The sequence below is a fragment of the Mesorhizobium sp. P2_C4 genome, assembly GCF_056404575.1.
Window position 1 is genome coordinate 203,977 of sequence record NZ_JBFUDT010000001.1, and the last position, 26,075, is coordinate 230,051.

28 protein-coding genes and 1 pseudogene are annotated in these 26,075 nt (G+C 63.9%); 14 read left to right on the forward strand and 15 right to left on the reverse strand.

Annotated elements, in window-relative coordinates:
- Positions 1–44 precede the first annotated feature (44 nt).
- Positions 45–1,025: a cysteine synthase A gene (gene cysK, locus AC1DX6_RS01075; RefSeq protein ID WP_477310376.1), complete on the forward strand. Its 981-nt coding sequence runs from the start codon at positions 45–47 to the stop codon at positions 1,023–1,025.
- Positions 1,026–1,193: 168 nt separating this feature from the next.
- On the opposite strand, the gene AC1DX6_RS01080 is transcribed toward cysK, so the two are convergent.
- The 6 genes from AC1DX6_RS01080 to AC1DX6_RS01105 all read right to left on the reverse strand — a co-directional run bounded on the left by AC1DX6_RS01080 (position 1,194) and on the right by AC1DX6_RS01105 (position 6,595).
- Positions 1,194–2,222: a 2-hydroxyacid dehydrogenase gene (locus AC1DX6_RS01080; protein WP_477311872.1), complete on the reverse strand. Its 1,029-nt coding sequence runs from the start codon at positions 2,220–2,222 to the stop codon at positions 1,194–1,196.
- A gap of 119 nt (positions 2,223–2,341) precedes the next feature.
- Positions 2,342–3,589 (reverse strand): RNA polymerase sigma factor, encoded by a 1,248-nt coding sequence (locus tag AC1DX6_RS01085; protein ID WP_477310378.1) that lies wholly within the window; start codon positions 3,587–3,589, stop codon positions 2,342–2,344.
- Positions 3,586–3,960 (reverse strand): YciI family protein, encoded by a 375-nt coding sequence (locus tag AC1DX6_RS01090; RefSeq protein ID WP_477310380.1) that lies wholly within the window; start codon positions 3,958–3,960, stop codon positions 3,586–3,588. Before AC1DX6_RS01090 ends, AC1DX6_RS01085 begins: the two co-directional genes overlap by 4 nt.
- A gap of 137 nt (positions 3,961–4,097) precedes the next feature.
- Positions 4,098–5,813: a DUF4166 domain-containing protein gene (locus tag AC1DX6_RS01095; protein WP_477310382.1), complete on the reverse strand. Its 1,716-nt coding sequence runs from the start codon at positions 5,811–5,813 to the stop codon at positions 4,098–4,100.
- A gap of 24 nt (positions 5,814–5,837) precedes the next feature.
- Positions 5,838–6,269, reverse strand: coding sequence for a thiol-disulfide oxidoreductase DCC family protein (locus tag AC1DX6_RS01100; protein ID WP_477310384.1), 432 nt, complete (start codon positions 6,267–6,269; stop codon positions 5,838–5,840).
- 179 nt (positions 6,270–6,448) lie between these two features.
- Positions 6,449–6,595, reverse strand: coding sequence for a hypothetical protein (locus AC1DX6_RS01105; protein ID WP_477310386.1), 147 nt, complete (start codon positions 6,593–6,595; stop codon positions 6,449–6,451).
- A 301-nt stretch (positions 6,596–6,896) separates the two neighbouring features.
- On the opposite strand from AC1DX6_RS01105, the pseudogene ligD reads away from it, so the two are divergent.
- Positions 6,897–7,878, forward strand: a pseudogene (gene ligD, locus AC1DX6_RS01110) (DNA ligase D); the annotation flags it as partial.
- 34 nt (positions 7,879–7,912) lie between these two features.
- Here ligD and AC1DX6_RS01115 read toward each other — a convergent pair.
- Complete coding sequence (locus tag AC1DX6_RS01115) at positions 7,913–8,587, reverse strand: ArsR/SmtB family transcription factor (RefSeq protein ID WP_477310388.1); 675 nt, start codon at positions 8,585–8,587, stop codon at positions 7,913–7,915.
- Between the two features lie 68 nt (positions 8,588–8,655).
- Here AC1DX6_RS01115 and AC1DX6_RS01120 point away from each other — a divergent pair, with 68 nt between their 5' ends.
- The 3 genes from AC1DX6_RS01120 (at position 8,656) to AC1DX6_RS01130 (ending at position 9,644) form a co-directional block, all read left to right on the forward strand.
- Positions 8,656–8,874, forward strand: a complete 219-nt coding sequence (locus AC1DX6_RS01120; RefSeq protein WP_477310390.1) for a DUF1127 domain-containing protein — start codon at positions 8,656–8,658, stop codon at positions 8,872–8,874.
- Between the two features lie 96 nt (positions 8,875–8,970).
- Positions 8,971–9,303, forward strand: coding sequence for an NIPSNAP family protein (locus AC1DX6_RS01125; protein ID WP_477310392.1), 333 nt, complete (start codon positions 8,971–8,973; stop codon positions 9,301–9,303).
- Positions 9,300–9,644, forward strand: a complete 345-nt coding sequence (locus tag AC1DX6_RS01130) for an antibiotic biosynthesis monooxygenase family protein (RefSeq protein WP_477310394.1) — start codon at positions 9,300–9,302, stop codon at positions 9,642–9,644. The genes AC1DX6_RS01125 and AC1DX6_RS01130 overlap by 4 nt, the downstream gene beginning before the upstream one ends.
- On the opposite strand, the gene mbfA is transcribed toward AC1DX6_RS01130, so the two are convergent.
- A complete protein-coding gene (mbfA, locus tag AC1DX6_RS01135) occupies positions 9,641–10,624 on the reverse strand; it encodes an iron exporter MbfA (protein WP_477310396.1) in 984 nt (327 codons plus the stop codon). The two genes, AC1DX6_RS01130 and mbfA, sit on opposite strands and share 4 nt — an antisense overlap.
- 177 nt (positions 10,625–10,801) lie before the next feature.
- On the opposite strand from mbfA, the gene AC1DX6_RS01140 reads away from it, so the two are divergent.
- Entirely contained in the window at positions 10,802–11,125 is a 324-nt protein-coding gene (locus AC1DX6_RS01140; protein ID WP_477310398.1) for a hypothetical protein, read from the forward strand.
- A gap of 320 nt (positions 11,126–11,445) precedes the next feature.
- Entirely contained in the window at positions 11,446–12,423 is a 978-nt protein-coding gene (locus AC1DX6_RS01145; RefSeq protein WP_477310400.1) for a threonine/serine dehydratase, read from the forward strand.
- A 178-nt stretch (positions 12,424–12,601) separates the two neighbouring features.
- On the opposite strand, the gene AC1DX6_RS01150 is transcribed toward AC1DX6_RS01145, so the two are convergent.
- From AC1DX6_RS01150 to AC1DX6_RS01170, 5 genes are all read right to left on the reverse strand, one after another.
- Complete coding sequence (locus AC1DX6_RS01150) at positions 12,602–13,567, reverse strand: MBL fold metallo-hydrolase (protein WP_477310402.1); 966 nt, start codon at positions 13,565–13,567, stop codon at positions 12,602–12,604.
- 96 nt (positions 13,568–13,663) lie between these two features.
- The gene (locus AC1DX6_RS01155) at positions 13,664–14,800 is read right to left on the reverse strand and encodes an ABC transporter permease (RefSeq protein ID WP_477310404.1); all 1,137 of its coding nucleotides are present in this window, start codon (positions 14,798–14,800) and stop codon (positions 13,664–13,666) included.
- Positions 14,797–15,717: an ABC transporter ATP-binding protein gene (locus AC1DX6_RS01160; protein ID WP_477310406.1), complete on the reverse strand. Its 921-nt coding sequence runs from the start codon at positions 15,715–15,717 to the stop codon at positions 14,797–14,799. The genes AC1DX6_RS01155 and AC1DX6_RS01160 overlap by 4 nt, the downstream gene beginning before the upstream one ends.
- The gene (locus AC1DX6_RS01165) at positions 15,714–16,667 is read right to left on the reverse strand and encodes an HlyD family secretion protein (protein WP_477310408.1); all 954 of its coding nucleotides are present in this window, start codon (positions 16,665–16,667) and stop codon (positions 15,714–15,716) included. Before AC1DX6_RS01165 ends, AC1DX6_RS01160 begins: the two co-directional genes overlap by 4 nt.
- Positions 16,664–17,326 carry a CerR family C-terminal domain-containing protein gene (locus tag AC1DX6_RS01170; RefSeq protein ID WP_477310410.1) on the reverse strand — a complete coding sequence of 221 codons (663 nt, stop codon included), beginning with the start codon at positions 17,324–17,326 and terminating at the stop codon, positions 16,664–16,666. The genes AC1DX6_RS01165 and AC1DX6_RS01170 overlap by 4 nt, the downstream gene beginning before the upstream one ends.
- 139 nt (positions 17,327–17,465) lie before the next feature.
- Here AC1DX6_RS01170 and AC1DX6_RS01175 point away from each other — a divergent pair, with 139 nt between their 5' ends.
- The 3 genes from AC1DX6_RS01175 to AC1DX6_RS01185 are packed head-to-tail and all read left to right on the forward strand — an operon-like array spanning position 17,466 to position 19,752.
- On the forward strand, positions 17,466–17,939 hold the full coding sequence (locus AC1DX6_RS01175; RefSeq protein WP_477310412.1) for a CYTH domain-containing protein: 474 nt from the start codon (positions 17,466–17,468) through the stop codon (positions 17,937–17,939).
- Positions 17,936–18,883 (forward strand): CHAD domain-containing protein, encoded by a 948-nt coding sequence (locus AC1DX6_RS01180; protein ID WP_477310414.1) that lies wholly within the window; start codon positions 17,936–17,938, stop codon positions 18,881–18,883. The genes AC1DX6_RS01175 and AC1DX6_RS01180 overlap by 4 nt, the downstream gene beginning before the upstream one ends.
- Positions 18,884–18,924: 41 nt before the next feature.
- The gene (locus tag AC1DX6_RS01185; RefSeq protein ID WP_477310416.1) at positions 18,925–19,752 is read left to right on the forward strand and encodes a C40 family peptidase; all 828 of its coding nucleotides are present in this window, start codon (positions 18,925–18,927) and stop codon (positions 19,750–19,752) included.
- Between the two features lie 88 nt (positions 19,753–19,840).
- Here AC1DX6_RS01185 and AC1DX6_RS01190 read toward each other — a convergent pair whose 3' ends face one another.
- Together AC1DX6_RS01190 and AC1DX6_RS01195 are read right to left on the reverse strand one after the other, a co-directional pair.
- Entirely contained in the window at positions 19,841–21,217 is a 1,377-nt protein-coding gene (locus tag AC1DX6_RS01190; protein WP_477310418.1) for an adenylate/guanylate cyclase domain-containing protein, read from the reverse strand.
- Between the two features lie 324 nt (positions 21,218–21,541).
- Positions 21,542–22,336 carry a helix-turn-helix domain-containing protein gene (locus AC1DX6_RS01195; protein WP_477310420.1) on the reverse strand — a complete coding sequence of 265 codons (795 nt, stop codon included), beginning with the start codon at positions 22,334–22,336 and terminating at the stop codon, positions 21,542–21,544.
- A 113-nt stretch (positions 22,337–22,449) separates the two neighbouring features.
- Here AC1DX6_RS01195 and AC1DX6_RS01200 point away from each other — a divergent pair, with 113 nt between their 5' ends.
- The 4 genes from AC1DX6_RS01200 (at position 22,450) to AC1DX6_RS01215 (ending at position 26,070) form a co-directional block, all read left to right on the forward strand.
- Positions 22,450–23,310 (forward strand): SMP-30/gluconolactonase/LRE family protein, encoded by an 861-nt coding sequence (locus AC1DX6_RS01200; RefSeq protein WP_477310422.1) that lies wholly within the window; start codon positions 22,450–22,452, stop codon positions 23,308–23,310.
- Between the two features lie 109 nt (positions 23,311–23,419).
- Complete coding sequence (locus AC1DX6_RS01205) at positions 23,420–24,439, forward strand: LLM class flavin-dependent oxidoreductase (protein ID WP_477310424.1); 1,020 nt, start codon at positions 23,420–23,422, stop codon at positions 24,437–24,439.
- Between the two features lie 9 nt (positions 24,440–24,448).
- A complete protein-coding gene (locus AC1DX6_RS01210) occupies positions 24,449–25,060 on the forward strand; it encodes a DNA-3-methyladenine glycosylase (protein WP_477310426.1) in 612 nt (203 codons plus the stop codon).
- An 86-nt stretch (positions 25,061–25,146) separates the two neighbouring features.
- Positions 25,147–26,070, forward strand: coding sequence for a DMT family transporter (locus AC1DX6_RS01215; RefSeq protein WP_477310428.1), 924 nt, complete (start codon positions 25,147–25,149; stop codon positions 26,068–26,070).
- The last annotated feature ends 5 nt before the right edge of the window (positions 26,071–26,075 follow it).

A 26,075-nucleotide genomic window follows, 5' to 3' on the forward strand; every position in this document is an offset into this window, starting at 1 on the left:
TGACGCCTGAAGTCCATTTGCCTGAAATCCTGGGAGCGAAACCAATGAACAAGCCCGTCACCTCAGCGCGCGTGCCCGGCCGCGGCCGCATCTACAATTCGATCACCGAGACGATTGGCGACACACCGCTGGTGCGGCTCGACAAGTTCGCCAGGGAAAAGGGCGTCGTCGCCAATCTTCTGGCCAAGCTCGAATTCTTCAACCCCATCGCCTCGGTCAAGGACCGCATCGGCGTGGCGATGATCGAAGCGCTCGAGGCATCCGGCAGGATCACGCCCGGCAAGACCACGCTGGTCGAGCCAACCTCCGGCAACACCGGCATCGCGCTCGCGTTTGCCGCCGCAGCCAAGGGCTACAAACTGATCCTGACCATGCCCGAGACCATGTCGGTCGAGCGCCGCAAGATGCTGGCGCTGCTCGGCGCCGAGCTGGTGCTGACCGAAGGCCCGAAAGGGATGAAGGGCGCCATCGCCAAGGCCGACGAATTGGCCGCGACGCTGCCCGACGCCGTCATTCCGCAGCAATTCGAAAATCCCGCCAATCCGGAGATCCATCGCACCACGACGGCCGAGGAAATCTGGAACGACACCCATGGCGAAGTCGACATCTTCGTCGCCGGTATCGGCACCGGCGGCACCATCACCGGCGTCGGCCAGGTGCTGAAGAAGCGCAAGCCGTCGGTCCATGTCGTCGCCGTCGAGCCGGAAGCGTCGCCGGTGCTGTCGGGCGGCCAGCCCGGCCCGCACAAGATCCAGGGCATCGGCGCCGGCTTCGCGCCAAAGATCCTCGACACCACGATCTATGACGAGATCGTCAGGGTCTCGAACGAGGATTCGGTCGCCAATGCCCGCCTCGTCGCCCGCCTCGAAGGCGTGCCGGTCGGCATCTCGTCGGGCGCCGCCCTGCAGGCGGCGATCGTGGTCGGCTCGCGGCCGGAGAACAAGGGCAAGAACCTGGTGGTGGTCATCCCGTCCTTCGCCGAACGCTATCTGTCGACGATTTTGTTTGAGGGGCTGGGGTCGTAGGTTTTCGACAGCGGGAGAGGCAGGGCTGGGTTCGTCGCGATCCTTCGCGCCCCCCCTCCTGCCCTGCCGGGCATCTCCCCCACAAGTGGGGAGATCGGCTGTCATCCGGGCTTTCGCCAATCGCCAGCGTTGCAGGATTGAGCGGAGCGACGAAGCCACGGCTTCGATTCAATAACCCCGTTCGAGGTCGATCTTGTTGGACAGAGGCTCTCCTCTTGCGACTTGACCGCACAGATCGGCGGCCTGGTCGATTCCAGAATCCACCCAGAAGCTCGCGACATGAGGGGTGATGGTCACCCTGGGATGAGTCCACAACGGCGATGAAGCCTCCAGGGGTTCACGCTCAAACACGTCAAGACAAGCACCAGAAAGCTGACCTTCGTCGAGAGCGCGGATCAGGTCGGCTTCGTTGACATGCGCGCCCCTGCCGACATTCACAAGGTAGGCACCTCGCTTCATTTTTCCAAAGGCACTGGAGTTGAGTATCCCACGAGTGTCACCAGTCAGGGGAAGTGAACAGATAACGTAGTCCCGACTTGTGAGCGCGTCCGCAAGCTGGGCACCACCAAAGTAACTATGTATGCCAGGAAGCGTCTTTTGATGGCGAGACCAGACTGCCGTGTCGTAGCCCAGGTCCGCAAACAGCTTTGCGGCCCAGCCACCGATCCGGCCTGCACCCAGCACAACAATTCTTGTCTCGGAGATCTTCCGCGGCGCGAGCGGATTCCAAAACTTGCCGGCTTGCAGACGCATGTAGTCTGCAACATGCCGTTGCTGGCAGAGAACGCGAAGGACGATGTACTGCACCACTTCCGAAGCCTGCTCACGCGTTGCGAGCCTGATGAGCGGAACACCCTTGGGGAAGCTCTGAAGATCAATACCCTCGACCCCGGCCCCCAAATAGACGACGGCGCTTAGCCCCGTCATGGCGTCAAAAAAGCCAGGACTGGCGCCCTTGTCGATCAGCACAATATCTATGTCACTTTTGTTCCCGGCGTCTGGCCAAAGCCTGAACTCCAGCTGTGGCACGCGGGCTTTCAGCCCAGCAGCCCATACTTGTGCATCAATGTAGTCAGGATACTCATTGACCATGAGAACGGTAATGGGCTCGCCGAACACTTCGCCCCCCAGGTTCAGGCAATCAGGCGTCCACCGGATGACCGTTCTGTTGAGGCCGAGGTTTGCGCAAACTGGCACCAGTTGCAAGACCAGACCCAGGCAAAATGGCGTTCATACGCGTCCAGGCGGCGGCGGCTCGTTGCGGCGGCCGCACTCGGCCTGAACAAATTGCCGGCAGCGAGGCGCTACTTGCCGCCTCAATTCTTCAGCGCCGCGCGCTTTGTCTGCAGGAACCGGCGCACCGCCGGGTCGCGTTCGAGGCCGATCGCCCGGTCATAGGCCTCGCTGGCCTGCGGTATGTTGCCGAGCCTGGCCAGCAGACCGGCGCGGGCCGCCCAATAGGGCTGGTAGTCGTCAAGCCGCTTATCATCGCCCAGCACGTAAAGCGCCGCCAATCCCGCCGCAGCACCCTCGGCCTCGGCAATTGCCACCGCGCGGTTGATCGCCACCACGGGCGAGCCGGCAATCACCGACAAGGCATCATAGAGCTCCCGGATCGCCACCCAGTCGGTCCGGCCGGTCAGCCGCCGTGTCGTGTGAGCGGATTGCACGGCCGCCTCGAGCTGGTAGCGGCCGATGACGCCTTTGCAGGCGGCGTGCCTGAGCAAAGCCTCCGCTTCGTCGATCAAGGCGTCGTCCCACAGCGCAAGATCCTGCTCGGCGAGCGGCACATAGTCTCCCTCGGCGTTGCGCCGCGCCGCGCGCCGCGCTTCGGCAAACAGCATCAGCGCCAGCAGCCCCAGTGCCTCCGGTTCGTCGGGCATCAGCGAGGCGACCAGCCGGCCGAGCCATATGCCTTCGGTGGCGAGATTGCGCCGCTGGGTCTCGGTGCCGGCCGGGTCGGACCAGCCTTCGGCAAAGGCGGCGTAGATCGCCTCCAGCACCGTGTCCAGCCGCTCGCCGAGCTCGGCCCGCTCCGGCACGCGAAACGGAATGCCGGCTTCGCGGATGCGTGACTTGGCCCGCACCAGGCGCTGGCTCATCGTCGCCGGCGATACCAGGAAGGCGGAAGCGATCGTTGCCGCGTCGAAGCCCAGAACGGTCTGCAGGATCAGCGGCGCCCGCACGCCGGCCTCGATCGCTGGATGGGCGCAGGCAAACATCAGCCGCAGCCGCTCATCAGGCAGGTCTTCGTCGGTCATGCGCGCCTCCATTTCCTCGGCGATCAGCTTGAGATGGTCGCGGCTCGCCTCGCTGGTCAGCCGACGTCTGACGGCGTCGACGCTGCGCCGCCGCGCCACCACCAGCAGCCAGGCTTCAGGCTTTTCGGGCACGCCGGTTTGCGGCCAGCGCTCAAGCGCCGCGGCAAAGGCATCGGCCAGCGCGTCTTCGGCGCCGGCCACGTCGCGCGTGCGCGCGGCAAGATAGGCAACCAGCTTGCCGTAGCTCTGCCGGGCAGCAGCTTCCGCGGCCGCCCGTGCAGTGTCTGGTCTGCCGGCTGTCACGCAGTGTATGCTGGCATGTATTCTGCCATCGGCCAGATCGGCCGCACTTCCATCGTGCCGGTGCCGGCACCCGGGCAGCGCGCCGCCCACGAGATCGCCGCGTCCATGTCAGCCGCCTCGATCAAATAGTAGCCGCCGAGCTGCTCCTTGGTGTCGGCATAGGGGCCGTCAATCACATTGGTCTTGCCGCCGGCCACCCGCACGGTGGTTGCGATCTTCTTCGGTTTCAACCGCTCCCCGGCCAGGAACACGCCGGCCTTCTTCATCGCTTCGGTATAGGCGCCATAGGCGGCGCTCATCTGGACGGCCGCCTCCTTGGGTGCGGCTGCCATTGCGGCTTCGTTGGAATAGATAAGAAGCAGATACTGCATGGTCATCTCCCGTGGTTACAGGGCCGCATCGGTGCGGGCCGAACGTATGTCGCGCGGCCTCGCCCGATTTCGACAGGCGCTGGAAAAATCTTCGTCCCTGGCGGCGCGTTGCGCAACACACAAGCTCGCCATTGGCGCTAATTGCCCAGCGCTACAGCCTCCTGGGGCTGGCTGGAGCCTTGCGAGCCGGTAGGCTCCAGCCAGCCGCGGTAGCGCACGATCATGCCGGTGAGCGGGTGTGAAATCTCGACGTGGAAACGAAATCGGCCGTCTTCCACGGCCTCATACGATGTCGAGCGCGGGCACAGAAACATCGGCAGCGGCAGGCCGAAAAGGCTCCAGCGGCGCAAAGCCAGCGACAGCCGCCCGTCCCCGGCCACCAGCGCCATGGCGAAGCTCAGCGGGCCGAAGCGTTCGCACAGCAGCCGCTCCGATCGGCCCCGTCCCTCGAATTGTCGGCTCGAAAAACGGTGCTCACCGAAGGTCCGCGTCCAGATCTCGCCGCCCTCGTCGGTTTCGAAATCGACACGGACCGGAATGTCGACGCTCGCCTGGGGAAAGCCGACCAGCCAGGCCGCTAGCCGGCTAAGGATGGTATACCCACGCTCGACGCTGGCGCGACCTTGCGCCGCCGTGGCGTGGTCGTGCATGGCGCGGATCTCCGGGGGCAGATTTTGCCAGGCGTCGCCGAGCAAGGCGGCATAAAGCGGCTTGTCCCGATCGGCAGTATCGTCCCTGAAGCCGGTGTAAATCGTTTTGGCTGCAAACAGCGTTTCATAGTCTTCGAGTTCCAGGTCGCGCACGGCCGCCCGCGCGCCTGGCGCCGGCCTGTGTCCGTCCAGCGCCTTGCGGACCAGCGCCTCGGCCGCCATCGCCGGGATCAGCGGCCCGTCATCGCCTTCGGCCAAAAGATGCCATGAGCGTTTGACCGAGGCACCCGACCGGTCCGTCCCTTCCACCGCGACGAACATGCCGCCGCGATGCTCACCCCAGCGCAGTCGGTTCGTCGCAAAATGCATCAGCGGGGCAAGCGGCGACAGCGAGCGGACCAGTCCGATGCGCACCAGCCATGCCAGCGCGATCAAGGCGCGGTGCAGCAGCTCGGGAACCGGTCCGGCGCCCATCCAGATGGTCTTTGCCCCAGGCCACAGTTCAGCCAGCGCCCGCAGGTCGGGCACATCGACCAGCGAGAACAGCGTGTTGTTGAGCGGCACACGGCCCGGCGGCGCGATGGTGATGCGCATCTGTTCGGTCAGCGGATGGCCTTGGGCAGGCCTGCCGTCGCGCGTGAGTTGGACCGGCTGCCCGGCATAGCCCGCAATGGCGCGGATGACGTTTTCGCCGACGCCGGCATAGGGCGATGGCGCGATGCCGCCGCGAATGCTGTCGACGCGCGTCATCTTTGACGACAGGCGGCGCACCACCGCTGCCGTCAGCACCGGAAAACTGGACACGCCGGACAGCACGAACCGGCCGGCCATTTTCGCCGCCACGTCGAAGGCGGAAACGCCGGCGACGAAATCCGAACCGTCGGCGAGGTCGAGATAGTTCACGCCGTTACCGATGCAGGCCTCGATCAGCCGGTAGCGCTCCTCGCCATAGGCCTGGAACGGCCCGCTGGCATCGACGACGATGTCGGGCCGCAGCGACGCCAGTTGCGCATCGAGGTCGCCATTGCGATCGAACTGGGTGGGAGCGAGTTGGGCGACGGCATGGCCTCGGCTCTTGCAAAAGGCGTCGGCCTTGGCGAGCGAGCGGCCGGCGACCATCAGGATCAGGCGCGGCTCGTTTTCCAGCAATTCGATGATGCGGCCGCCAAAGATGCCATAGCCGCCGACGACAAGAATTTTCATCGCGGCTCACCCAGGCTTCGCATCCTAGCCAATCAACCGTCCCCTCAGCTCGGCCGACGGGATGTCGCAACTGTCCTTCTTGCCGAACAGCGCATAGCGATTCCCAGCGATGCGATCGTAAAGCCAGTTGCGAAGCGGGCGCGGCAGCAGGAGTAAAATCCTTGCCGCCCGCCACGGCCAGCCCAGTTCGGCCATCACGGCAACCAAACTCTCGAGCCGCATGAAGGCTTTCCCTTCGACGAGGACGAGATTGGTCTCGTAGCTGTCGGTGCGCAGCCCGTGTTTTTGAAACAGCGCCTCGCCGAGTGGCGACTGCGCCGTGGCGAAGCGGAAGCGGTTTTTGCGGTCGAGCCTCACCACCATGCGCACGAAGCCCGAGCACAAAACGCAGACGCCGTCGAAAACGATCAACGGCTGGCTGGCATCGAAGGCTTCTGAGGGATGGTCGATGGTCACGTGCAACCCGGCGGCTGGTGTCCCAGGACACTAGGCCTGCCGGCGGCGGCTTTAAAGCCTTGGCGTTGTCGCACGTCGTCTGTCGGCGAGCGCAGGGCGCTCGACACGATAGGCGGTTGCGCGGTGGTTTGCGCCCGGTCTGCAGATCCGGCTGTTGTGACGGGTCTCGAACGTCATGATCAGTGCGCGCTGACGCCAAGCGAGTTGCCGCGACGTGCACAGGCCGGGCCCGGGCCGCGCATGTAATAGCGCTCCGGCCGATAGCTCGGCGCGACGAATTCGCGGATGGCGGCGGCATAGCCGGCGACGTGATGCCAGAAGTTCATTTCTTTGGTCCCTGTCCCGATTTCGGATGTCCCTTCCGAATTACGGGCATCATAGCGTCGAGGCGTGAATAGTCGGTGAACACGATGTTAATCTCTGGTCGAAAAGGCCCTGGTTCGTGGCCGGAATGCGGCTGATTCGGGGTCTTTCGGTGCAGTTCGTCGGCATTTCGCCCAATGTGACTTTTGCATCACATATGTTTCGCCTGAATGTCGCTTGCGCGCGCTTCTGTTTCAATATTCGCCGGCGCCACGAAATTTCCGTGCGCGCCGCCGGAAAGTCAGGAACCGGGAAACTGGCTGCGGCGGGGTAGAGTTCCGCAGTCGGACATCGAACCCTATAGTAGGTCGAGCCTCGTTCCGGGGATTGCGCAGCGGCGGAGGAAGTCGTGCAGGAAAAACAGAACGCCTCAAGCGGGTCTGTCACCGCGAAAACCGCCGTAGAGCTCTCCCACCCAGACAAGCTGCTGTGGCCGGAGGAAAAAATCTCCAAGCAGGCTCTGCTCGACCACTACGCGCTGGTCTGGCCGCGCATGCAGCAATTCGTCGTCAACCGGCCGCTCAGCCTGGTGCGGGCGCCGGGCGGCATTGGCGGCCCGCGCTTCTTCCAGAAACACGCATCGGCCGGCATGCATGAGAAGATCGCCAGGATGAAAGACCCGGCGGATGGCGAGGAGATCTTGTTCATCCGCGACTTCGACGGCCTTGCCGCTCTGGTCCAGAACGGTGTCGTCGAGATCCACATCTGGGGCTGCACCGTCGACGAGCTGGAAAAGCCCGACCAGATCGTTTTCGATCTCGACCCGGACGAAGGCGTCGACGCCAAGGCGGTGCGTGAAGCCGCACTCGACATCCGCGCGAGGCTCGATGATTTGTCCTTGCCCAACCTGGTCAAGACATCGGGTGGCAAGGGCTACCATGTCGTCGTGCCGTTAATACCGTCGGCGGATTGGGAGGAGGCAAAAACCTTCTCCCATGATTTCGCCCGCGCCCTGGAACAGGCGGCCCCGGATCGCTATACCGCGACGCTGTCGAAGAAGGCGCGCACCGGAAAGATCTTCGTCGACTATCTGCGCAACGGCCGGGGTTCGACAACCGTCGCCCCCTATTCCTCGCGCGCCAAGAAGGGCGCCACCGTATCGATGCCGGTGACCTGGGCGGAGATCGAGGCCGGGCTGGCGCCGAACGCCTTCTCGATCGGCGATGCCACGACTCTGAAGCGGTTGGAGGAGGCTGATCCGTGGGCGGATTTCTTCAAGCTTGGAAAGGTGCTGAAGCGGGGCTGACGCAGCGATCCTTCCCACTCGCGCCGGCAAACCCTCAACCCAAAAACACCCTCTCGAACGCCTGCTTGCCCACCGGCGAAAACACCACGGCGCGGCTGTCCTTCTCGCGTCGCGCCCATTTTTCCGAGATGATCTTGTCGAGGATGGCGGCGCCCAGCGTGCCGGCCAGATGCGAGCGCCGCACGCTCCAGTCGAGGCAGGCGCGGCACACCGGCCGCCGCGGCTTGGTGTAGACGTCGATGCCGATGGCGGCGAAATGCGAAGCGGCCGCCGGCCCGAGCCGGATCTCCTTGTCCTCGCGCAGCAGGATGTTTTTGTCGACGAGTCGGTCCAGCATCGCCACCGCTTGTTCGCCGGCAAGGTGATCGTAGCAGACCCGCGCCACGCGCATCGCCGCGTCGCGCGGTCCTGGCCGCACACGCTGCGGCCCGACTGAGGCGGCAACGCCGGTGATGGCCTCGATCATGCCCGCCACTTGCGGACCTGCAAGGCCGTAATAGCGATGGCGCCCCTGGCTCGCCACCGTCAGCAGCCCGCCCTCCAGCAGTTTGCCCAGATGCGAGCTGGCGGTCGGCAGTGACACACCGGCCTCCATCGCCAGTTCGCTCGCCGTTAGCGCGGTCCCGCCCATCAGCGCATTCAACATGTTTGCCCGCGCCGGATCGCCGACCAGGCTGGCGATGCGGGCTATGTCGGGTCCTTCACGCATAGTTAGTTCCTCATCGAAGCATTCTTGTCAGATAACCACTATTCTCCGATCAGATCAAGGAGACGACGATGACCACAACAGCCGCTTCGACCTCCACACCTGTCGCCCGCCTGCCGTTCCCATTCTTCGCCTTGCGCCGGCTACGCTTGCGTTTTCTGGGCCGCTGGTACGACCGCCATCGGCAGCGTCTCGACCTCGCCGAGATCGACGATCATCTGTTGCGCGACCTCGGCCTGACAGCTGAAGACGTGCGCCGCGAATGCGCAAAATCCTTCTGGCAGGCATGACCCGACAGGGAATTGCCTAGCACATCGATCCGCAGAACGTTTCGACCCGGCTCAAACTGTCCGCGCAAGAAATATCCAACCGTCAAGGAGACAAAAATGACCATCACCTGTTTCATCCGCTACGAGATCGACCCGTTCGGCAGAGCGGCGTTCGAGGAATATGCCCGCAACTGGGGCCAGGCCATTCCGCGCTGCGGTGCCGATTTGATCGGCTACTACGCGCCGCATGAGGGGTCAGCCACCACGGCCTATGCCATGTACAACATCGACAGCCTGGCCGCCTACGAGGCCTACCGCGCCCGGCTCGCCGCCGATCCGGCCGGCAAGGCCAACTATGAATTCGCCAGGCGGGAAAAATTCATCTTGAAAGAAGACCGCATCTTCCTGAAGCTGGCTTCAGGCCCACACGCGCCCTTGGTGAAAACATGATCGCGGTCATCTTCGAGGTCGAGCCGGCGGCAGGCAAGCGCGATGCCTATCTCGGCATCGCCGCGCAGCTGCGTCCGCTGCTCGACGGCATCGACGGCTTTCTCTCGATCGAGCGCTTCCAGAGCCTGGCCGACCCGAACCGGGTCCTGTCGCTGTCGTTCTGGCGCGACGAGGAAGCAGTCAAAGCCTGGCGCAACACCGAGGAGCACCGGCAGGCGCAGCAGGCCGGGCGTGGCGGTATCTTTGCCGGCTATCGTCTGCGCATCGCGCACGTCGTGCGCGATTATGGTTTGAGCGAAAGGGAAGAGGCGCCGGCGGATAGCCGGGTGGTCAACGGCTAAGCATTCCCGATCAGCACGCCCGCCGCAAACACCAGCGCCCCGCCCAGCACCACCTGGAAGGCGGCGCGCAGGAACGGGGTCTGCATGTAGCGGTTCTGGACGAAGGCGATGGCCCAGAGTTCGAAGAACACCACCACCGCGGCCACCCCGGTCGCCGTCCAGAAGCTCGGGATGAGATAGGGCAACGCGTGGCCAAGGCCACCCGCCGACGTCATGACGCCGGTGGTGATGCCGCGTTTTATCGGCGAGCCGCGGCCCGACAACTTGCCGTCATCGGATGCGACTTCGGTGAAACCCATCGAAATGCCGGCGCCGATCGAGGCAGCGAGGCCGACCAGAAAGGTCTGCCAGGTGTCATGCGTGGCGAAGGCAGCGGCGAAGATCGGTGCCAGCGTTGACACCGAACCATCCATCAGCCCGGCCAATCCCGGCTGCACATAGGTCAGGATGAACTGGCGTTGCTCGGCCGCGGCCTCTTCGTCCTTTACTTCGCCCGGCACGTGCTTTTGCTCGAGCCGCTGTGCCAGCGTCTCATGGCCTTGCTCGGCTATCGCCAGATCGCCGAGCAGCTTTCGCGTCGAGGCATCGGTGGTGCGTTTCGCGGCTTCGACATAGAACAGATAGGCCTGCCGCTCCATCGCCTCGGCCTGGTTGCGCACATGCTCGATGCCGAGCGGCCGGACCAGCCAGTCGGGCTTGCGCTCGTAATAGCCCTTCACATGGTCGCGGCGAATCAGCGGAATGCGCTCGCCGAAACGCTTGCGGAAAAGCTCGATCAGCGCGTCGCGATGGCCGTCCTCTTCCTCCGCCATTGCCTCGAACACCTTGGCCGATTGCGGAAAGCTTTCCGTCAGCCCGTCCGCATAGGCGCGGTAGATGCGCCCGTCATCCTCTTCGGACGAAATGGCCAGCGCCAGGATCTCTTGTTCCGAGAGCGATTCGAAGGAGCGGCGGCCAAAGCCGAAAACACGCGAAAGCATGACAAATTCACCCTAGTTTAGAATTGTTCTAAACTAGGGTTTGGTGTTCTCGGGGTCAACCGCGCGTGTCGCCCGGCAGTCAAAATTATTTGAACCGGAAATCCGCCAGGCGCCCTTCATTATTGATGAAGGTTCACCTATATAACTGAACCTAAGCCAAGACAGAGGAATTCGCAGATGACGGCAAAACCGCACGCCCATGCATTTGACCCGAAACCCGTTCTCGATCTCATCGCCAGCATAGAGGCCGACTTGCAGCGCCTGAAGGGTCTGGTCGAACAGCAGGTCGAAAAATTCGACCCCGCCAATCCGCACAACAAGGCGCCGGACGGCAAGCTGACAGAGGAGGGCGTCGAGTGCTGCTACCGCATGTTCGACGAGGGCAAGTCGCGCTATTCCGTCGCCCAGCAGATGAAGATCTCCTTCGCCGCCGCCACGCATCGGTTCAACAACTGGCGCAAGATGGGTGGCAGCAAGAGGCAGAGGGCGTTGCTAGGGTGAACTTGCGAAGTGTCGGCGGGACAGCGCCCCCCTCTGGCCTGCCGGCCATCTCCCCCTCGAGGGGGGAGATCAGGCGCTCCGCGGGCGTCGCCAAATCTCCAACCTTGCAGAGATGAGCGACACCTCGAAGCTGCCAATCTCCCCCTTGAGGGGGAGATGCCCGGCAGGGCAGAGGGGGGTGTGACGGGCGTGGCGCTGCAGACGGTGCATCCGTTCATTCCCCGCCAACCGATTTTGTAACGGTCACATCTTTTCCATGGTGCGCAGCGGCCTTTTGCGGGCATCATGAAAGGCAACAAGTCTTTCCGCAGGACTTCACCATGACCACCCCTCCCGGCATTGCCGACATTCGTAGCGCCGCAGCAAAACTCTCCGGCCTGATCGTCGAAACGCCGCTGATCGAATCGGCTGAACTGAACAAGCGCCTTGGCGCCCGCATCCTGTTCAAGCCCGAGACTTTGCAGCGCACCGGTTCGTTCAAGTTCCGCGGCGCCTACAACAAATTGTCGTCACTGAGCGAGGCGGAGCGCAGCCGCGGCGTCGTCGCTTTCTCCTCGGGCAACCACGCGCAAGGCGTCGCCGCTTCCGCCGCCATGTTCGGCGTCAAGGCGGTTATCGCCATGCCCGCCGACGCACCGGCGATGAAGATCGGCAATGTCCGCAAGATGGGCGCCGAAGTGGTTCCGTTCGACCGCTTTCGCGATGACCGCATGACCGTGGTGCGGCCTTACATGGACAAAGGCATGGTGCTGGTGCCGCCCTTCGACGATCCGGCCATCATCGCCGGCCAGGGCACGATCGGCCTTGAGCTGATGGCTCAAGCCAAGGCGCTCGGCGTCAGCCTCGACGCGGTCCTTGTCCCTTGCGGCGGCGGCGGCCTGAGCAGCGGCATTTCGGTCGCGGTCAAGGATGCTTCGCCGCATACCGCCGTCTGGGCGGTGGAGCCCGAGCATTTCGACGACACCCGCCGCTCGCTCATCAAGGGCGAAAGGGTCTCGAACGACCCTGGCCACAGCTCGATCTGCGACGCAATCCTCACCGCCGAACCGGGCGAAATCACCTTCGCGATCAACCGCAGGAATCTGGCCGGCGCGATTGCCGTCTCCGACAAGGCGACAGCCCAGGCAATGCGCGATGCCATGGCCTATCTCAAGCTGGTGGTCGAGCCCGGCGGCTGCGTCGCGCTGGCGGCGCTGTCATCGGGCGAGATCGATCTCGCCGGCAAATGCGTTGCCGTGGTGCTGTCGGGCGGCAATGTCGATTTCGGCACCTATGCCGAGATCATGGCGGCCGCCTAGAGCATTTCACCGTTTCACGGAAACGGCGAGATGCTCTATCTCTTTGATTTGACGCAATTTCGGACAGAAAACCGCTTCACACTTTTCCTGAAATTGCTCTAGACGGCGCGCCAGTTCGGGGTCTTTCCACTCCAGCAAGGATGAGAGGGCGTTAGGCCACTCTGCCCCACGGGAGCGGTCAAAGCGCGAACGTCTTGCCGACCGCGGATGGAGCGACCCTCTCGCCATAGGCGGCCGCAAGTGCGCTCACGGCGCGCCAGCCCGTGCAGTGCCCGGGTGATATCAATTGCAGGTCAAACTGCGCCAGCGCCTCGACCGTCTCCTGGATGATCGGCTCGGTGATCCCGGAGAGGTGGAAGCCGCCAAACACTCCATAGAGCGGAATATCCGGAAACCGTGCCCGGGCGTGCGTCAGAACGTTGATCAGGCCGGCGTGCGAGCAGGCGGTGAAGACGACTTGCCCCTTGCCGGCCACGTGGATCGCCACATAGCGCTCGTCCGGCATAATCTCGTCCAGTTCCCAGCTGCCTGCAGCGGTCTGGCGATACTGGCCGGGAAACCCGCGTTCGAATCGGGTCACGCGAGGGATTTCGCCGCTGATATAGAATGTCTCGTCAAAAAGCAGTTGCTCGTCCCGGGTAACGACGACATCGGCGCCATTTCCGGACAGGACTTCCACGCTCGGCACCAGTTCCATCGGGCGAAACTGCCCATCGGCGGATTTGGTCGCCCGCAAGGCGAACATATCGGGATGCATGTAGGTCGGGACGGGCTGCCCGCCATTGCCCATCGCGATCATCTGGAGGGCGCGTGGCATTGCACCCGCATGATCCCAGTGACCATGCGACAGCATCACCGCGCCGACTTCCCCGAGATCGACGCCGAGCCTGACCACGTTGCGCTCGAACACCCATTCCTCAGGCCCGGTGTCGAACAGGAGCGTGCGGCTGGCGGACGCGGTGCGGGCGGTAATCAAGCAGGAAAGCCCGTGCGCGGCGCAGCACAGGCATTTCCCGGTCAACCATGGCATCCCGCGGCGACGCAGGCGGGCGAACTCGGTCTCGACGAAACCAGGATTCGACGAGAGACTGTCGGTCGCGTTGTCGACCAGAAAGATGACCTCCGCCGTATCGACGACTCTCATGGAAGCGGCCCGCCTGACGATGCATTAGAAGTCATCACTCTATCCAATTCCCGTGCCGAGCACAGCTCCGACACGCGTCCGGTGCTTTTCCTGGACCTAGTCCAGCGTCCGCCTGAACCGCACCAGCGCCACGCCCGCAAACAGTGCCACGAACACCAGCAGCCAGCCGATCTCCGTCGCCACCGCCGGCAGTTCGGCGCCCTTCAGCATGACCGCGCGGATGATGCGCAAAAAATGCGTCAGCGGCAGGATCTCGCCGAACAGTTGCGCCCAGCCCGGCATGCCGCGATAGGGGAACATGAAGCCGGACAACATGATCGACGGCAGGAAGAAGAAGAAGGTCAGCTGCAGCGCCTGCATCTGCGTGCGGGCGATGGTCGAAATCGTGTAGCCGAGCAGCACCAGCGCCAGCACGAAGATCAGCACGGCGGTGAGCAGCAGCGACATCGAGCCGGTGAAGGGAATGGCAAACAACAGCTTGGCCGCCGCCAGCACCACCACCACCTGCACCGCGCCGACCGCCAGATAGGGCAGCACCTTGCCCATCATGATCTCGAGCGGGCTGGACGGCATCGCCAGAAGGTTCTCCATCGTGCCGCGCTCGGTCTCGCGCGTCAGCGCGATCGAGGTCATCATCACCATCGTCATCTGCAGGATGACGCCGAGCAGGCCGGGCACGATGTTGTATTGCGAGATGCCTTCGGGATTATAGCGCCGGTGCACCACCACTTCGAGCTGGCCCCTGGCCGCCTCGGCTGCCGTCTCCTGCGTGCCGCGTGCCCTGAGCAGCGCCTGGTTGGCGACGGTGCCGAGCGTCGAGATGGCGCCGCTGGCCACCGCCGGATCGGTGGCGTCCGCCTCGATCAGGATCTGCGGGCTGTCGCCGCGCTCGACACGGCGGGCGAAATCGGCCGGGATGGTGACGACGAAGGCGACGTCGCCGCGCGACATCAGGAACTCGGCTTGCGCGGCACTTTGCGCGACATAGTCGAAGCGGTAGTAGCCGGTGGTCTGCAGCGCCGACACCATGGCCCGCGTGTAGGGGTCGCTGCTCGTCGCCACCAGCGCCGCCGGCAGGCTCTTCGGATCGTTGTTGATGGCGTAGCCGAACAGCACCAGCTGCATCAGCGGCACACCCAGCATCATGGCGAAGGTGATGCGGTCGCGCCGCATCTGGATGAACTCCTTGATCAGCAGCGCGCTCAGCCGGGCGAAGGAAAACACGCTGTTCATGCCATGTTGTCCTTGGAGCCGGACATGAACTGGATGAACACGTCTTCCAGGCTGGTCTCGCCCGGTATCACCGTCACGCCCTTGTGCTGCTTCTCGACATCGGCGAGTGCTGCCTGCAGTTTCTTCCTGTCGGAGCCGACGACATGCAGCGTCGCGCCGAACGGCGCCACCTGGTCGACGCCGGGGCGGCCACTGAGTGCGGCAGCAACTTGATCGAGATGCGGGCCTTGCACGACGAAGGTCGTCAGCCCGGCATTCTTCACCACCTCGTCGACCGTGCCGGTGGCCAGCATCTTGCCATAGGAGATGTAGCTGATGCGGTGGCAGCGCTCGGCCTCGTCCATATAGTGGGTGGAGACCAGCACGGTCAGCCCGCCACTGGCGAGGCGATGGATCTCGTCCCAGAATTCGCGCCGGGCTTTCGGGTCGACGCCCGCCGTCGGCTCGTCGAGCAACAATAATTTCGGCTTGTGCATGATGCAGGCAGCCAGCGCCAGCCGCTGCTTCCAGCCGCCGGACAGCGTGCCGGCCAGTTGGTCTTTTCGCGAGGTCAGGCCGAGATCTTCCAGCGTCCTGGCGACATGCTCGGCAACCGGCTTCAGCTGGTAGAGCCGCGCCACGAATTCGAGATTCTCACCGATCGTCAGATCCTCGTAGAAAGAGAATTTCTGCGTCATGTAGCCGACTTCGCGTTTGATGCGCAGGCTGTCGGTGCGGATGTTGAAGCCGAGCACCGTGCCTTCGCCTTCATCCGGCGTCAGCAGGCCGCACATGATACGGATGGTCGTCGTCTTGCCGGAGCCGTTCGGGCCGAGGAAACCGACGATCTCGCCTTCGGCCACCGTCATCGTCACATGGTCGACGACGGTCTTGTCGCCAAAACGCTTGACCAGGCCATGGACGTCGATGGCGTTCATTTTCCTGCATCCGCGAGATCGACATCGACGATCTGCCCCGGCTGCAAGGCGCTGGCATCGCCCTCCGGTCGCGCCTCGACCAGGTAGACCAGCTTCTGCCGGTTCTCGAGCGAATAAATCACCGGCGGCGTGAATTCCGGGTCCGGCGACACGTAGCTGACGCGGGCCTTCACCTGCGGGCCGCAGCCGTCGCAATGGACACCAAGCAGCGTGCCGACCTTGACCGACGAGAAGGCACTTTCCGGGATGTAGACGCTGAGCTTGACCGCACCGTCCGGCAGTATCGAAATGACCGGCGCGGTCGGGCCGGCAGTGTCGCCTGCACTGCGGATGACATCATTGACGCGGCCGGGCGAGGGCGCCGCCAGCACGCGCTTCGACAGCCGCCATTGCGCCTGCTCCAGCGTCGCCTGCGCCTGCTTGACCTGGTTGTCGGCGGCCTTGATGGTCTCCGGCCGTGCCGGCAGGCCGCCGACGGCGAGATTGGCCTCGGCCTGGCCGACCTGTGCATTGGCCGTCTCCAGTGTGGCGGACGCCGTGTCGAAATCGGCCTGCGTGCCGGTGCCGCGCTTGAACAGATCGCTGGCGCGGTCGTATCTGCGCTTGGCGTCGGTGGCTTGGGCGCGCGCCATGTCGACTTCCGCCTTGAGCACCGCGATTTCTTCCGGCCGCTTGCCAACTTGCAAATCGGCGAGCTGCGCCTGCGCCTGGGCGAGGCCCGCCTCTGCCAGCGCAACGGCAATCTTGGCGTCGGCGCTCTCCAGCGTCACCACCGGCGTGCCTGATACGACGCGGTCGCCGCGCTTGACCGCGACTGTCTCGACCTGCGCCACCTCGATCGGCGCCAGCAGCACATAGTCGCCCTCGACATAGCCGACGGCCAGCGGCGCGGCCGGCGCGCAGGCGCCGAACAGCTGCGCGGCGAGCGGCAGCGAACAGAGAAAGCTCATAGTCTTTGCCCCTTCCTTACGGCCAGTATCGCGCTGAGATTGCTCGATGTCGCCGCCACCACCTTGGCCGCCTCGGCGGTGCCGATGTCGTGCCAGCCCATGCGCCGCATCACCGCCTCGCGGCCGATGCGGAAATAGATGACCTGGCCGATCAGCGTGAACACGGTGAGCCGTGTCGCCTCGCTTTCGGCCGGCTCGCCGGTCGCCTGCTCCCAGATCAGGCAGAGCCGGCGATGCGTCGGCTCGAACACGCCGTCATAAATGCGGTCGAGTGCCGCGGTCGGATGCGACAATTCCCGAAGTACAAACTGTACGATCTCGCCGGCGTGCGGGCTAGCGACGATAAAGGTCACCATCCGCTCCAGTGCCACGAAGAGTTGCGCCCGCGCCGCTTCCGGGTCGCCGGCGGCTGGCGGACTGCCCATCGCCTGGCCGGCAATGGTCTGGATGGTTTCGACGATGTAGTCGGCCGCGGCCGAGCGAAGCCCTTCCTTGCCGCCGAAATGATAGGCGATCGAGCCGATATTGGCCTTCGCCTCGGCTGCGATCTCTCGCGTCGAGGTGCCGTCATAGCCTTGCCGCCCGAACAGCTTTAGCGACGCGTGCACAAGTGCGGCGCGCGTCATGTCGGGGCGTGAGGCGTTCGGATTCTTGTTCATGCCTGACATTTAATCAATCGATTGATTAAATGTCAAGTCCTTGCGTGCTGACCTGGATTTGCGTGGTTTGGTTGCACTTGGTCGAAGGCAACCTGAGATGGCTTGCCATATCCGGCCCGCCGCGCTTTAGTGCGCGGCCATGGGCAAGGAAGTCGAGCGTAAATTCCTGGTCTCCAGTGCCGAATGGCTGGAGCTGGCTGAGGCGGATATCCGCATTCGCCAGTTTTATCTTGCCGCAGCACCGGGCCGCACCGTGCGCGTGCGCATCAGCGATGGTGTCTCGGCCAAGCTGACGCTCAAATTCGGCAGCACGGCCCGCGAACGCGACGAATTCGAGTATTCGATCCCGCTGGCGGAGGCGCAGGAGATGCTGGCTTTCGCCATCGGGCGTGTCATCGAGAAGACACGTCACCATGTTAGGCACCGCGGCTATCTCTATGAAGTCGATGTTTTCGGCGGCATGCTGGCTGGCTTGGTGGTCGCTGAGCTCGAGACGCCGGAGGACGTGCCGGACGAAATGCTGCCAGATTGGCTCGGCCGCGAAGTCACCGGCGAGTCCAGATTTTACAACGCGTCGCTCGCCCTTGGGGGGGTTCCGGAGATCGCCGCATGAGTTTTCGTATCGATCCACGTCTGCCGCTGACCGGCGAGGTCAGGCGCATCCTTGCCGAAGAGATCGGCAAGGCATTGGCCCATCTCGACGTTGCGCACAGCCGGCCGGAGCAGGCGCTGCACAAATGCCGCAAGCGGTTGAAGAGCGCGCGTGCCTTGCTGCGCCTGGTCCGTTCCGGGGACGAAACGTTCTGTAACGCCGAAAATCATTGTTACCGTGAGGTGGCGGCCCTACTGGCCGGTCCGCGCGAGGCGACCGCGCTGGTCGAAACGATCGACCGCCTGGCGGCAAGCTTCCCCGAACACAGCGCCAGCGGCGGCCTCGATGCCGTGCGCGACTCGCTCGTCGCGCGCCAGCATGCGATGCATGGCGGCGCCGGTCTCGGCGCTGCCATCGGGGCAGCGATTGCCGCTTGCGAAGAGGGTCTCGCGCGCGTCGAAAAGCTTGCTCTGCCCGACCAGCCGGAGCAGGCCGCCGATGTGCTTGCTGAGGGCGCCCGCATCACCTTGCGCCGCGCCAGGAAGGCGCTGGACAAGGCCGGATCGCGCGGCGAAGCCGATGATTTCCACGACCTGCGCAAGGCCGCCAAGACCCACAGCATGCATCTGTCGCTGCTCGGCCGGCTGTGGCCGACGCCGATCAAGACCCGGCGCAAGGCGGTCGACGAACTGGGCGAGCGGCTGGGCGAATTGCACGATGTCTTTGTCATGCGCGCGCTGCTCGACGCCGATGACCAGCCACTCGGCGAGCCGCAGGACACGAAACTTCTCGCCAAGCTGCTGAAACGCTCGGAGAAAAGCCTGAAAAAGTCCTGCCTCGCCGAAGCCGCCGAACTGTTCGGCGACAGCCCGAAGCGCTCGACACGGAAGCTTGCGCGCAAGGTGCGCGACGATCTGGTCGGCGCGGCGGCGCAGGAAGATGCTGGCCTGCCCACCGCCGGCTGATGATGGCCCAGACCGCCGGTCTGTGCTAATCGCCATCTACGATGACTGCGCCCGCCGAAACGCTTCTCGATCGCCTTGGCCGCTGGCTTGCCGGTCGGCTGCAGGATGAATCTTCCGGCTATGAGCCCTACACGCCGTCCGACGCCGAAACGCTGCGCCGCACCCTCGAGCCCGGCGACATCCTGCTTGTCGAGGGCAACCAGAAGATCTCGGCGGCCATCAAATACCTGACGCAGTCGACCTGGTCGCATGCCGCCTTCTATGTCGGCGACGCCCTGGCTGAACCCGAGGACGGATCGGAGCGGCGGCGCCTGATCGAGGTCACGCTCGGCGAAGGTTGCGTCGCGGTGCCGCTGTCGCGCTACCGCACCTACAACACCCGCATTTGCCGAGCCAGCGGCCTGGCGCCGGAAGACCGCGACAAGGTCGTCGCCTTCATGATCGGCAAGCTCGGCCTCAAATACGATCTCAAGAACATTTTTGACATGCTGCGGTTTTTCCTGCCGACGCCGCCGGTGCCGGTCCGCTGGCGCCGCCGCATGCTGGCTTTCGGCTCCGGCGACCCGACGCGCGCTATCTGCTCGACGCTGATCGCCGAGGCCTATGGCCAGATCCGCTATCCGATCCTGCCCGAGATCACCCGCGCGCCCGGCCGCGCCTCGGCGCAGTCGACCTATATGCGTAAGGAAATCCTGCACATCCGCCACCACTCGCTCTACACGCCGCGCGACTTCGACCTGTCGCCGTTTTTCCGCATCGTCAAACCGACGCTGGAATTCGGTTTCGACTATCGGGCGGTGACATGGGACGACAAGGCAAGCCCAGACGCCGCAGCCGCGAAGGCTGGCGCAATCGCCTCAGATACGTGATGGCTTTCGGCCTGGGTCAGGATATGTCCCTGTGGCGCGGCCTACCGCTATCCGGCCGAGGTGCAGGCGTTTCACATGGCGGCCTACATCAGGCCGAAACCGCAAGAGCGCCCTGGCTTTCGGCTCTGCGTTCGACCCAGACATGGACCGGTTCGTCCCGGCCGCGGATGTTCACCGGTCCATGATCGCGCGCATTCAACTGTGTCGTGGGCGATTCCGCCTGCGCGGCCTCAATCAGTCGTGATCCAAAGCAAATACTCGCCTGAAGCTCACGGCAGAGCGCCTGCAAACGGCTGGCGACGTTGACGGTGTCGCCCACCACCGCGAAGGACAGATTGCGCTCGCTGCCGACCGCGCCGATGACGACTGCGCCATATTGTACACCGATCCGAACGTCCAGCGGTGGGTATCCCCTGGACACCCGCTGCACATTCCAGTCTTCGAGGGCGGCGACCATCGCTTCAGCGCACTGGATGGCCCGAGTCGCGTCGTCATGGCTGGCTTGCGGAACCCCGAATGTCGCCATGATGCAATCGCCGATATAGTTATCGACGGTGCCATTGTGGTCGAAAACGACCTGCTCCATGCGACGGTGGAACTGACGCAGAAGTTCGAACACGGCTTCGGCCGGATGATCCTCGGAATAGTGTGTGAAGCCGACGATGTCGGCGAACAGCACCGCGATATCCTGCCGGCGGACCGGGCCGAAGGGCTCGTCATCCGTGGCGAGCTGGTCGACGACATTGGGCGAAAAATGCCGGGCGAGATTGGCGCGGGCGCGCTCTGCCTTGACATAGTCTTCCGACAGATGTCGGGAACGAGAGACGACCAGCGCCATGATCGCGCCGATAATCAGCACAACCAACACGTTGGTCGCCTGCGCGAATGTATCGACGAAATTGGGGTTGAGGTAGAGGTTCAGTCGCTCTGTCACCGGCAGCGAATAGAGGTTCTTCGCCGGAATGACGGTTCCCGGATAAGAAATCACCCATCCCACGCCGATCGCCCACGTCAAGGCCGCGAGCGCGCCGAGATAGAGCGCCAATCGTGTCGAAAGGGTCAGCGCGCCAAGGCATACGAAAATCAGCAGGAATTTGAAGCTGCCCTCGCGAAGTTGCATCGCGGCCGGCGCGACCTCCAGGGAAAACGGGTTGGGCGTTATCAGCAGAACGGTCAACAGAATGATGTCCAGCGTACCGACGAGGTACCCGATCCACCATGGAGCCGTGCGACGGCGCGCAAACAGAAACTGGATCAGGCCGACGAGCTGGAACAGCACAAGGCCCGCCAGCACGAAGAGCAGCGAGGCATCCCAGCGGCTGATCAATGAAAAGAAGCAGGAGATCACGGCGAGCGATGCTGTACGCGCCCAGAACTGCAGTGCAGCACCCTGGCGTTCTGCGCGCGCCCGCAAATTTTTCAGGCGCGAATAGCGGCGAAGTTCAAGTGTTGGCGCGGTCGGCATGGGATCACTTCGATTTCACGGGGAGGTGTCACGCATTGGGCAAACCCGCCCTCTACAGTCTGGCAAATCAGTGCGCGAACTCTATCATGAATGTGGTTTCATTTTTGAAACGCGGCTGCAAAGAGCAAAAAAGTCCAGACAAAAGATCATCGTGAAAACCGAAGAGGACAGGCGGAGGCTCCCCTGTTCAGGTCACCAAGAATCGCAGCGCCCGGCGTCATTCTCCACATGGATGCGTTCGGCCCGCGGTCGGCGCTGGGCGGCATGGCGGAACGCCTGGCTGCAGAGGCTATACCGTGTTGGTGCCGGATCTGATTGGCCGTGTCAGGCCGGCAGCGGCCGCCGTCCCTTCGCAGCCACTGCAGGCCGCGCACCGGCGTCGCGCGGGTGCGGCCCGATCGGCATGATCGCCGGGAACGGCGTCGCGCCGAAGGCGAAGGTCCATTTGTAGCCGGTGAGCCCGTCCTCGGGCGTCGTGTGCTGGTCGTGATGAGCAAGCAGCTTGGCGCGCTCCGCCAGTTCCTCCGCCTCGCGCCGCACCATCTCCGCCGTCTCCGGCCGCATCCGCCTGGAGAAGCTGACGAAGGTCGCCTCCTTTTCCATATGGGAGATGGCCCAGCCAATGAAGTTCTTGTTGGTCATTTCGAACAGCGGCCGCAGCGGCCCTTCGAAATTCCACTGGATCGGCGTTTCGACCAGCAGCCTGGCCGTGAGGCCGCGGCCGAGCGCCACCAGCCCCAGCTCCTCGAGGTCGCGCAGATAGAGGAACATCGAGGCTTCGCTCAGGCCGTGCGAGCGCATGATGCCTTCGGGGGTGAATTTTTCCGACAGCATGACGAAGATGAACAGCAGTGCCGACCGGCCGGCGAGCTTGAGCTCGATTTCCGGTGCCACGCGGTTGGCCGGCCCTGGCCCCCGGCTCATCGAGCCGAGCACGTTTTCCAAATCCACGCCGGCTGCCGAGCAGATTTCCACCAGCCGGTCGAGCTTGCAGTTGCGTTCGTGAAAAATCCGCTTCACCGTCGGCTCGGAAACGCCCATGCGCTCGGCCAGCACGCGATAGGTGACGCCCTTCGCCTTCAGCGTCCGCTTCAGCGCCTCGAAGATCAGGCCATTCATGAGATGCACCTCTTTTGCGCGATTTCGTATCGGTATCCGATACTAGCGGCAATCGGCCTTCCGAAAAAGTATCGAAAAGCCTAGCTCTCCGCCATCACCTAAGGAGACCAGCTATGAAAGCCCTCATCACTTCCACATTCCTCGCCGTCGCCGTTATGGCGATCATGCCCGGTGCCCAGGCCGGCGAAATCTGGCGCGCGACAGGTCTCGAGCAGCCGGAATCGGCGCTGTTCGACGCCGCCAACAAGCGCATCATCGTCTCCAACATCGTCGGCAATCCCGGTGAAGCCGACGGCAACGGCTATCTCTCGGTGCTGTCGCCGGACGGCAAAATGATCACCCCGCACTGGACCGACGGCATGGACGCGCCCAAGGGCATGGCGATTTCGGGCGGAAAACTCTATGTCGCCGACATCACCAAGGTCCGCGTCGTCGATCTCGCCAGCGGCAAGCTCGTCGCCAGCATCGATGTGCCGAATGCCGTCTTCCTCAACGATATGACAGCGGACGCCTCCGGCAAGGCCTACGTCACCGACATGCTGGCCGACGCGATCTACCGTATCGACGGCGACACACCGGAACTGTTCGTCAAGGACGCGACCCTTGCTTCGCCCAACGGCGTCTTCGCTGATGGCAGCAGGTTGATCGTCGCCTCTTGGGGCAAGGGCATCAAGGCTGACTTCAGCACCGCCGAGCCGGGTGGCCTGCTGGCGGTCGATCTCGCCAGCAAGGCGATCTCGCCATTGCCCGGCGCGGAAAATTTCGCCGACCTCGATGGCGTCATCGCCATCGGCGACACCATCTACGCCACCGCCTACATGACCGGCACGCTCTATCGCTACAGGCAAGGCGGCACGCCGGAGACAGTCGTGACCTTCAAACCGGGCAGCGCCGACATCGGCACCGACGGCAAGTCGACGATCTATGTGCCGCTGATGAATGAGGGAGAAGTTGCGGCGCTCAAGCTCGACTGAGCGCTATAAGCGGCGCCTCGGCACGAGGCGCCGTAGAAGAGCTTTGCTAGCGAATCGGCGGTTCCATCATTAGATGACACTGACCTCAACGCTAGCGCGGCTCCCCCTCATGAAAAAAATCGGCTTTCTGTCATTCGGACATTGGACGCCCTCGTCCCAATCGCAAACACGCTCTGCAGGCGATACGCTGCTGCAATCCATTGATCTCGCCGTCGCCGCCGAGGAGCTTGGCGCCGACGGAGCCTATTTCCGCGTGCATCACTTCGCCCGCCAGCTCAGCTCGCCGTTTCCGCTGCTTGCCGCGATCGGCGCCAAGACCAGCCGCATCGAGATCGGCACCGCCGTGATCGATATGCGCTATGAGAACCCGCTCTACATGGCCGAGGACGCCGGTGCTGCCGATCTGATTGCCGGCGGGCGCCTCCAACTCGGCATCAGCCGTGGATCGCCCGAGCAGGTCATCGACGGCTGGCGCTATTTTGGCTTTGCGCCGGCCGAAGGCGAGAGCGACGCCGACATGGCGCGGCGCCACACGGATGTGTTTCTCGACATTCTGAGGGGCCAGGGCTTTGCCCAACCCAACCCGCGGCCGATGTTTCCGAACCCGCCGGGGCTGCTGCGTCTCGAGCCGCATTCGGAAGGGCTGCGCGAACGGATCTGGTGGGGTGCCGCCACCAACGCCACGGCGCAATGGGCGGCGAAACGGGGGATGAATCTGCAGAGTTCCACGCTGAAGTTCGACGAGAGCGGAAAACCATTTCACATCCAGCAGGCCGAGCAGATCCGCCTGTTCCGCGCCGCCTGGAAAGAGGCCGGTCATGCACGCCAGCCGCAAGTGTCGGTCAGCCGCAGTATCTTCGCGCTGGTCGACGATCGCGACCGCGCCTATTTCGGCCGCAGCGACAGCCAGGATCATTTTGGCTATATCGAGCCCGAAAAACTCGCCGTCTTTGGACGCAGCTATGCCGCCGAGCCGGATGTGCTGATCGAGCAGCTGAAGGGCGACGAGGCGATCGCGGAAGCCGACACGCTGCTGCTCACCGTGCCGAACCAGCTCGGCGTCGACTACAACGCGCATGTCATCGAGGCGATCCTGACCCATGTCGCTCCGGCGTTGGGGTGGCGGTGAGCGGATGCCGTGAACCCGGGCCGCAAGGAATATCCGCTGCTGGCTCGTTCGGAGCTGCCGGCTGACACGGCAGCTCTCGCCCGCGCTCTCATAGGCAAGGTCGTGGTGCGGGAATTACCGGAGGGCATCGTCAGCGGCCGCATTGTCGAGACCGAGGCCTATGTCGTCGGCGACGCCGCTGGGCACGGCTACCGGGGGATGACTGCGCGCAACCGTTCGCTGTTTCTCGAGCGCGGCCACGCCTATGTCTATCTCGCCTACGGCATCTCCTACATGCTGAATGTCTCCAGCGAGACGCAAGGGATTGGCACCGGGGTGCTGATCAGGGCGCTCGAGCCGCTCGAAGGCATCGACATCATGCGGCGCAATCGCGGCGTCGAGCGGTTGCGCGATCTGGCGCGCGGACCGGGACGGCTCGCCCAGGCCTTGCGGATTGATCGTTCGCTCGACGGGCTCGATCTTTGCCGGCAAGGCCCGCTGTGGCTCGCCGGCGATGACTTTGAGCCCGGCGACATCGGGCAGAGCATCAGGATCGGTATTTCGAAAGATGCGGACCGCCTGCTGCGGTTTTATGTGAGAGGCAGCCCCTTCGTCAGCGGTCCACGATCGCTCAACGGATAGGGGCGCTGCCGTCAATCGTATTGGCCCTCCACATCGACGGTGCTGCCATCTGGCCCTGCTCTTTGCTCTGGGATACGCGGCAGCACATGAGTGCAGCCGTGAAGACATCCAGCCTGACCGCCGTTTCCCCGATGATCCCGGTGCTCGTCTGCGCGCTGGCGATCTGCCTGCTGTCGGGGATGGATGCGGCGATGAAGACCCTGGTCATCGCCGTCGGTGTCTACAACACGGTGCTGTGGCGCAGCATGGTCGCCACTGTCGTCGCCGGCGCAGCCTGGTCGGCGGGGCCGCGCTCAAAGCCAACCCTTGCGGTGCTGCGGCTGCATGCGCTGCGCGCCGCAATTGTCGGCATCGTTCTCCTTTGTTTCTTCTGGGGTCTCGCCAGGCTGCCGCTGGCGGAGGCGATCGGGCTTAGCTTCGTCGCGCCTTTGTTCGCCCTCTTCCTCGCCGCGCTGTTGCTGGGCGAACGTATCCGACGACAGGCTATCTGGGCATCGCTGGCCGGCATCGCCGGCGTCGCCATCATACTGACCGGCCAGTTCGGCCAGGCAAGCGCTTCGCAGGATACGCTGCTCGGCACGGTGGCGGTGCTCGTCTCGACGGTGTTCTACGGCTACAATCTGATCCTCTCCCGGCAACAGGCGCTGCTGGCCAAGCCGATCGAGATCATGCTGTTCCAGAACCTGTTTGTTGCAATCTTCTTCGGCCTTGCCGCGCCGTGGCTGGCTGTCGCTTTGCCGACCAATCTCTGGCTCCCCTTGGCCGGGGTGATGATGCTGTCGCTCAGCGGGCAATTCCTGATGAGCTGGTCCTACGCCCGCGCCGAAGCGCAATATCTGATCCCCACGGAATACTCGGCCTTCATCTGGGCGATCGCGCTTGGCTGGTTCTTCTTCGACGAGGCGCTGGCCTGGACGACGCTGGCAGGAGCATGCCTGATCGTCGCCGGCTGCCTGATCGCCGCGCGCGCCAACCCGAAGCTTGCCGAGCCGATCGAGGCGACAGTTTGAGCAGC

Excerpts from the sequence above, each read along its gene's own strand:
- AC1DX6_RS01145 (WP_477310400.1), top strand. The coding sequence starts at position 11,446 with ATGACCACCCCTCCCGGCATTGCCGACATTCGTAGCGCCGCAGCAAAA.
- AC1DX6_RS01160 (WP_477310406.1), bottom strand. The coding sequence starts at position 15,717 with ATGAACGCCATCGACGTCCATGGCCTGGTCAAGCGTTTTGGCGACAAG.
- AC1DX6_RS01165 (WP_477310408.1), bottom strand. The coding sequence starts at position 16,667 with ATGAGCTTTCTCTGTTCGCTGCCGCTCGCCGCGCAGCTGTTCGGCGCC.
- AC1DX6_RS01175 (WP_477310412.1), top strand. The coding sequence starts at position 17,466 with ATGGGCAAGGAAGTCGAGCGTAAATTCCTGGTCTCCAGTGCCGAATGG.
- AC1DX6_RS01140 (WP_477310398.1), top strand. The coding sequence starts at position 10,802 with ATGACGGCAAAACCGCACGCCCATGCATTTGACCCGAAACCCGTTCTC.
- cysK (WP_477310376.1), top strand. The coding sequence starts at position 45 with ATGAACAAGCCCGTCACCTCAGCGCGCGTGCCCGGCCGCGGCCGCATC.
- mbfA (WP_477310396.1), bottom strand. The coding sequence starts at position 10,624 with ATGCTTTCGCGTGTTTTCGGCTTTGGCCGCCGCTCCTTCGAATCGCTC.
- AC1DX6_RS01155 (WP_477310404.1), bottom strand. The coding sequence starts at position 14,800 with ATGAACAGCGTGTTTTCCTTCGCCCGGCTGAGCGCGCTGCTGATCAAG.
- AC1DX6_RS01090 (WP_477310380.1), bottom strand. The coding sequence starts at position 3,960 with ATGCAGTATCTGCTTCTTATCTATTCCAACGAAGCCGCAATGGCAGCC.
- AC1DX6_RS01200 (WP_477310422.1), top strand. The coding sequence starts at position 22,450 with ATGAAAGCCCTCATCACTTCCACATTCCTCGCCGTCGCCGTTATGGCG.
- AC1DX6_RS01205 (WP_477310424.1), top strand. The coding sequence starts at position 23,420 with ATGAAAAAAATCGGCTTTCTGTCATTCGGACATTGGACGCCCTCGTCC.
- AC1DX6_RS01125 (WP_477310392.1), top strand. The coding sequence starts at position 8,971 with ATGACCATCACCTGTTTCATCCGCTACGAGATCGACCCGTTCGGCAGA.
- AC1DX6_RS01180 (WP_477310414.1), top strand. The coding sequence starts at position 17,936 with ATGAGTTTTCGTATCGATCCACGTCTGCCGCTGACCGGCGAGGTCAGG.
- AC1DX6_RS01185 (WP_477310416.1), top strand. The coding sequence starts at position 18,925 with ATGACTGCGCCCGCCGAAACGCTTCTCGATCGCCTTGGCCGCTGGCTT.
- AC1DX6_RS01120 (WP_477310390.1), top strand. The coding sequence starts at position 8,656 with ATGACCACAACAGCCGCTTCGACCTCCACACCTGTCGCCCGCCTGCCG.
- AC1DX6_RS01105 (WP_477310386.1), bottom strand. The coding sequence starts at position 6,595 with ATGAACTTCTGGCATCACGTCGCCGGCTATGCCGCCGCCATCCGCGAA.
- AC1DX6_RS01150 (WP_477310402.1), bottom strand. The coding sequence starts at position 13,567 with ATGAGAGTCGTCGATACGGCGGAGGTCATCTTTCTGGTCGACAACGCG.
- AC1DX6_RS01190 (WP_477310418.1), bottom strand. The coding sequence starts at position 21,217 with ATGCCGACCGCGCCAACACTTGAACTTCGCCGCTATTCGCGCCTGAAA.
- AC1DX6_RS01115 (WP_477310388.1), bottom strand. The coding sequence starts at position 8,587 with ATGCGTGAAGGACCCGACATAGCCCGCATCGCCAGCCTGGTCGGCGAT.
- AC1DX6_RS01195 (WP_477310420.1), bottom strand. The coding sequence starts at position 22,336 with ATGAATGGCCTGATCTTCGAGGCGCTGAAGCGGACGCTGAAGGCGAAG.
- AC1DX6_RS01215 (WP_477310428.1), top strand. The coding sequence starts at position 25,147 with ATGAGTGCAGCCGTGAAGACATCCAGCCTGACCGCCGTTTCCCCGATG.
- AC1DX6_RS01095 (WP_477310382.1), bottom strand. The coding sequence starts at position 5,813 with ATGAAAATTCTTGTCGTCGGCGGCTATGGCATCTTTGGCGGCCGCATC.
- AC1DX6_RS01170 (WP_477310410.1), bottom strand. The coding sequence starts at position 17,326 with ATGAACAAGAATCCGAACGCCTCACGCCCCGACATGACGCGCGCCGCA.
- AC1DX6_RS01130 (WP_477310394.1), top strand. The coding sequence starts at position 9,300 with ATGATCGCGGTCATCTTCGAGGTCGAGCCGGCGGCAGGCAAGCGCGAT.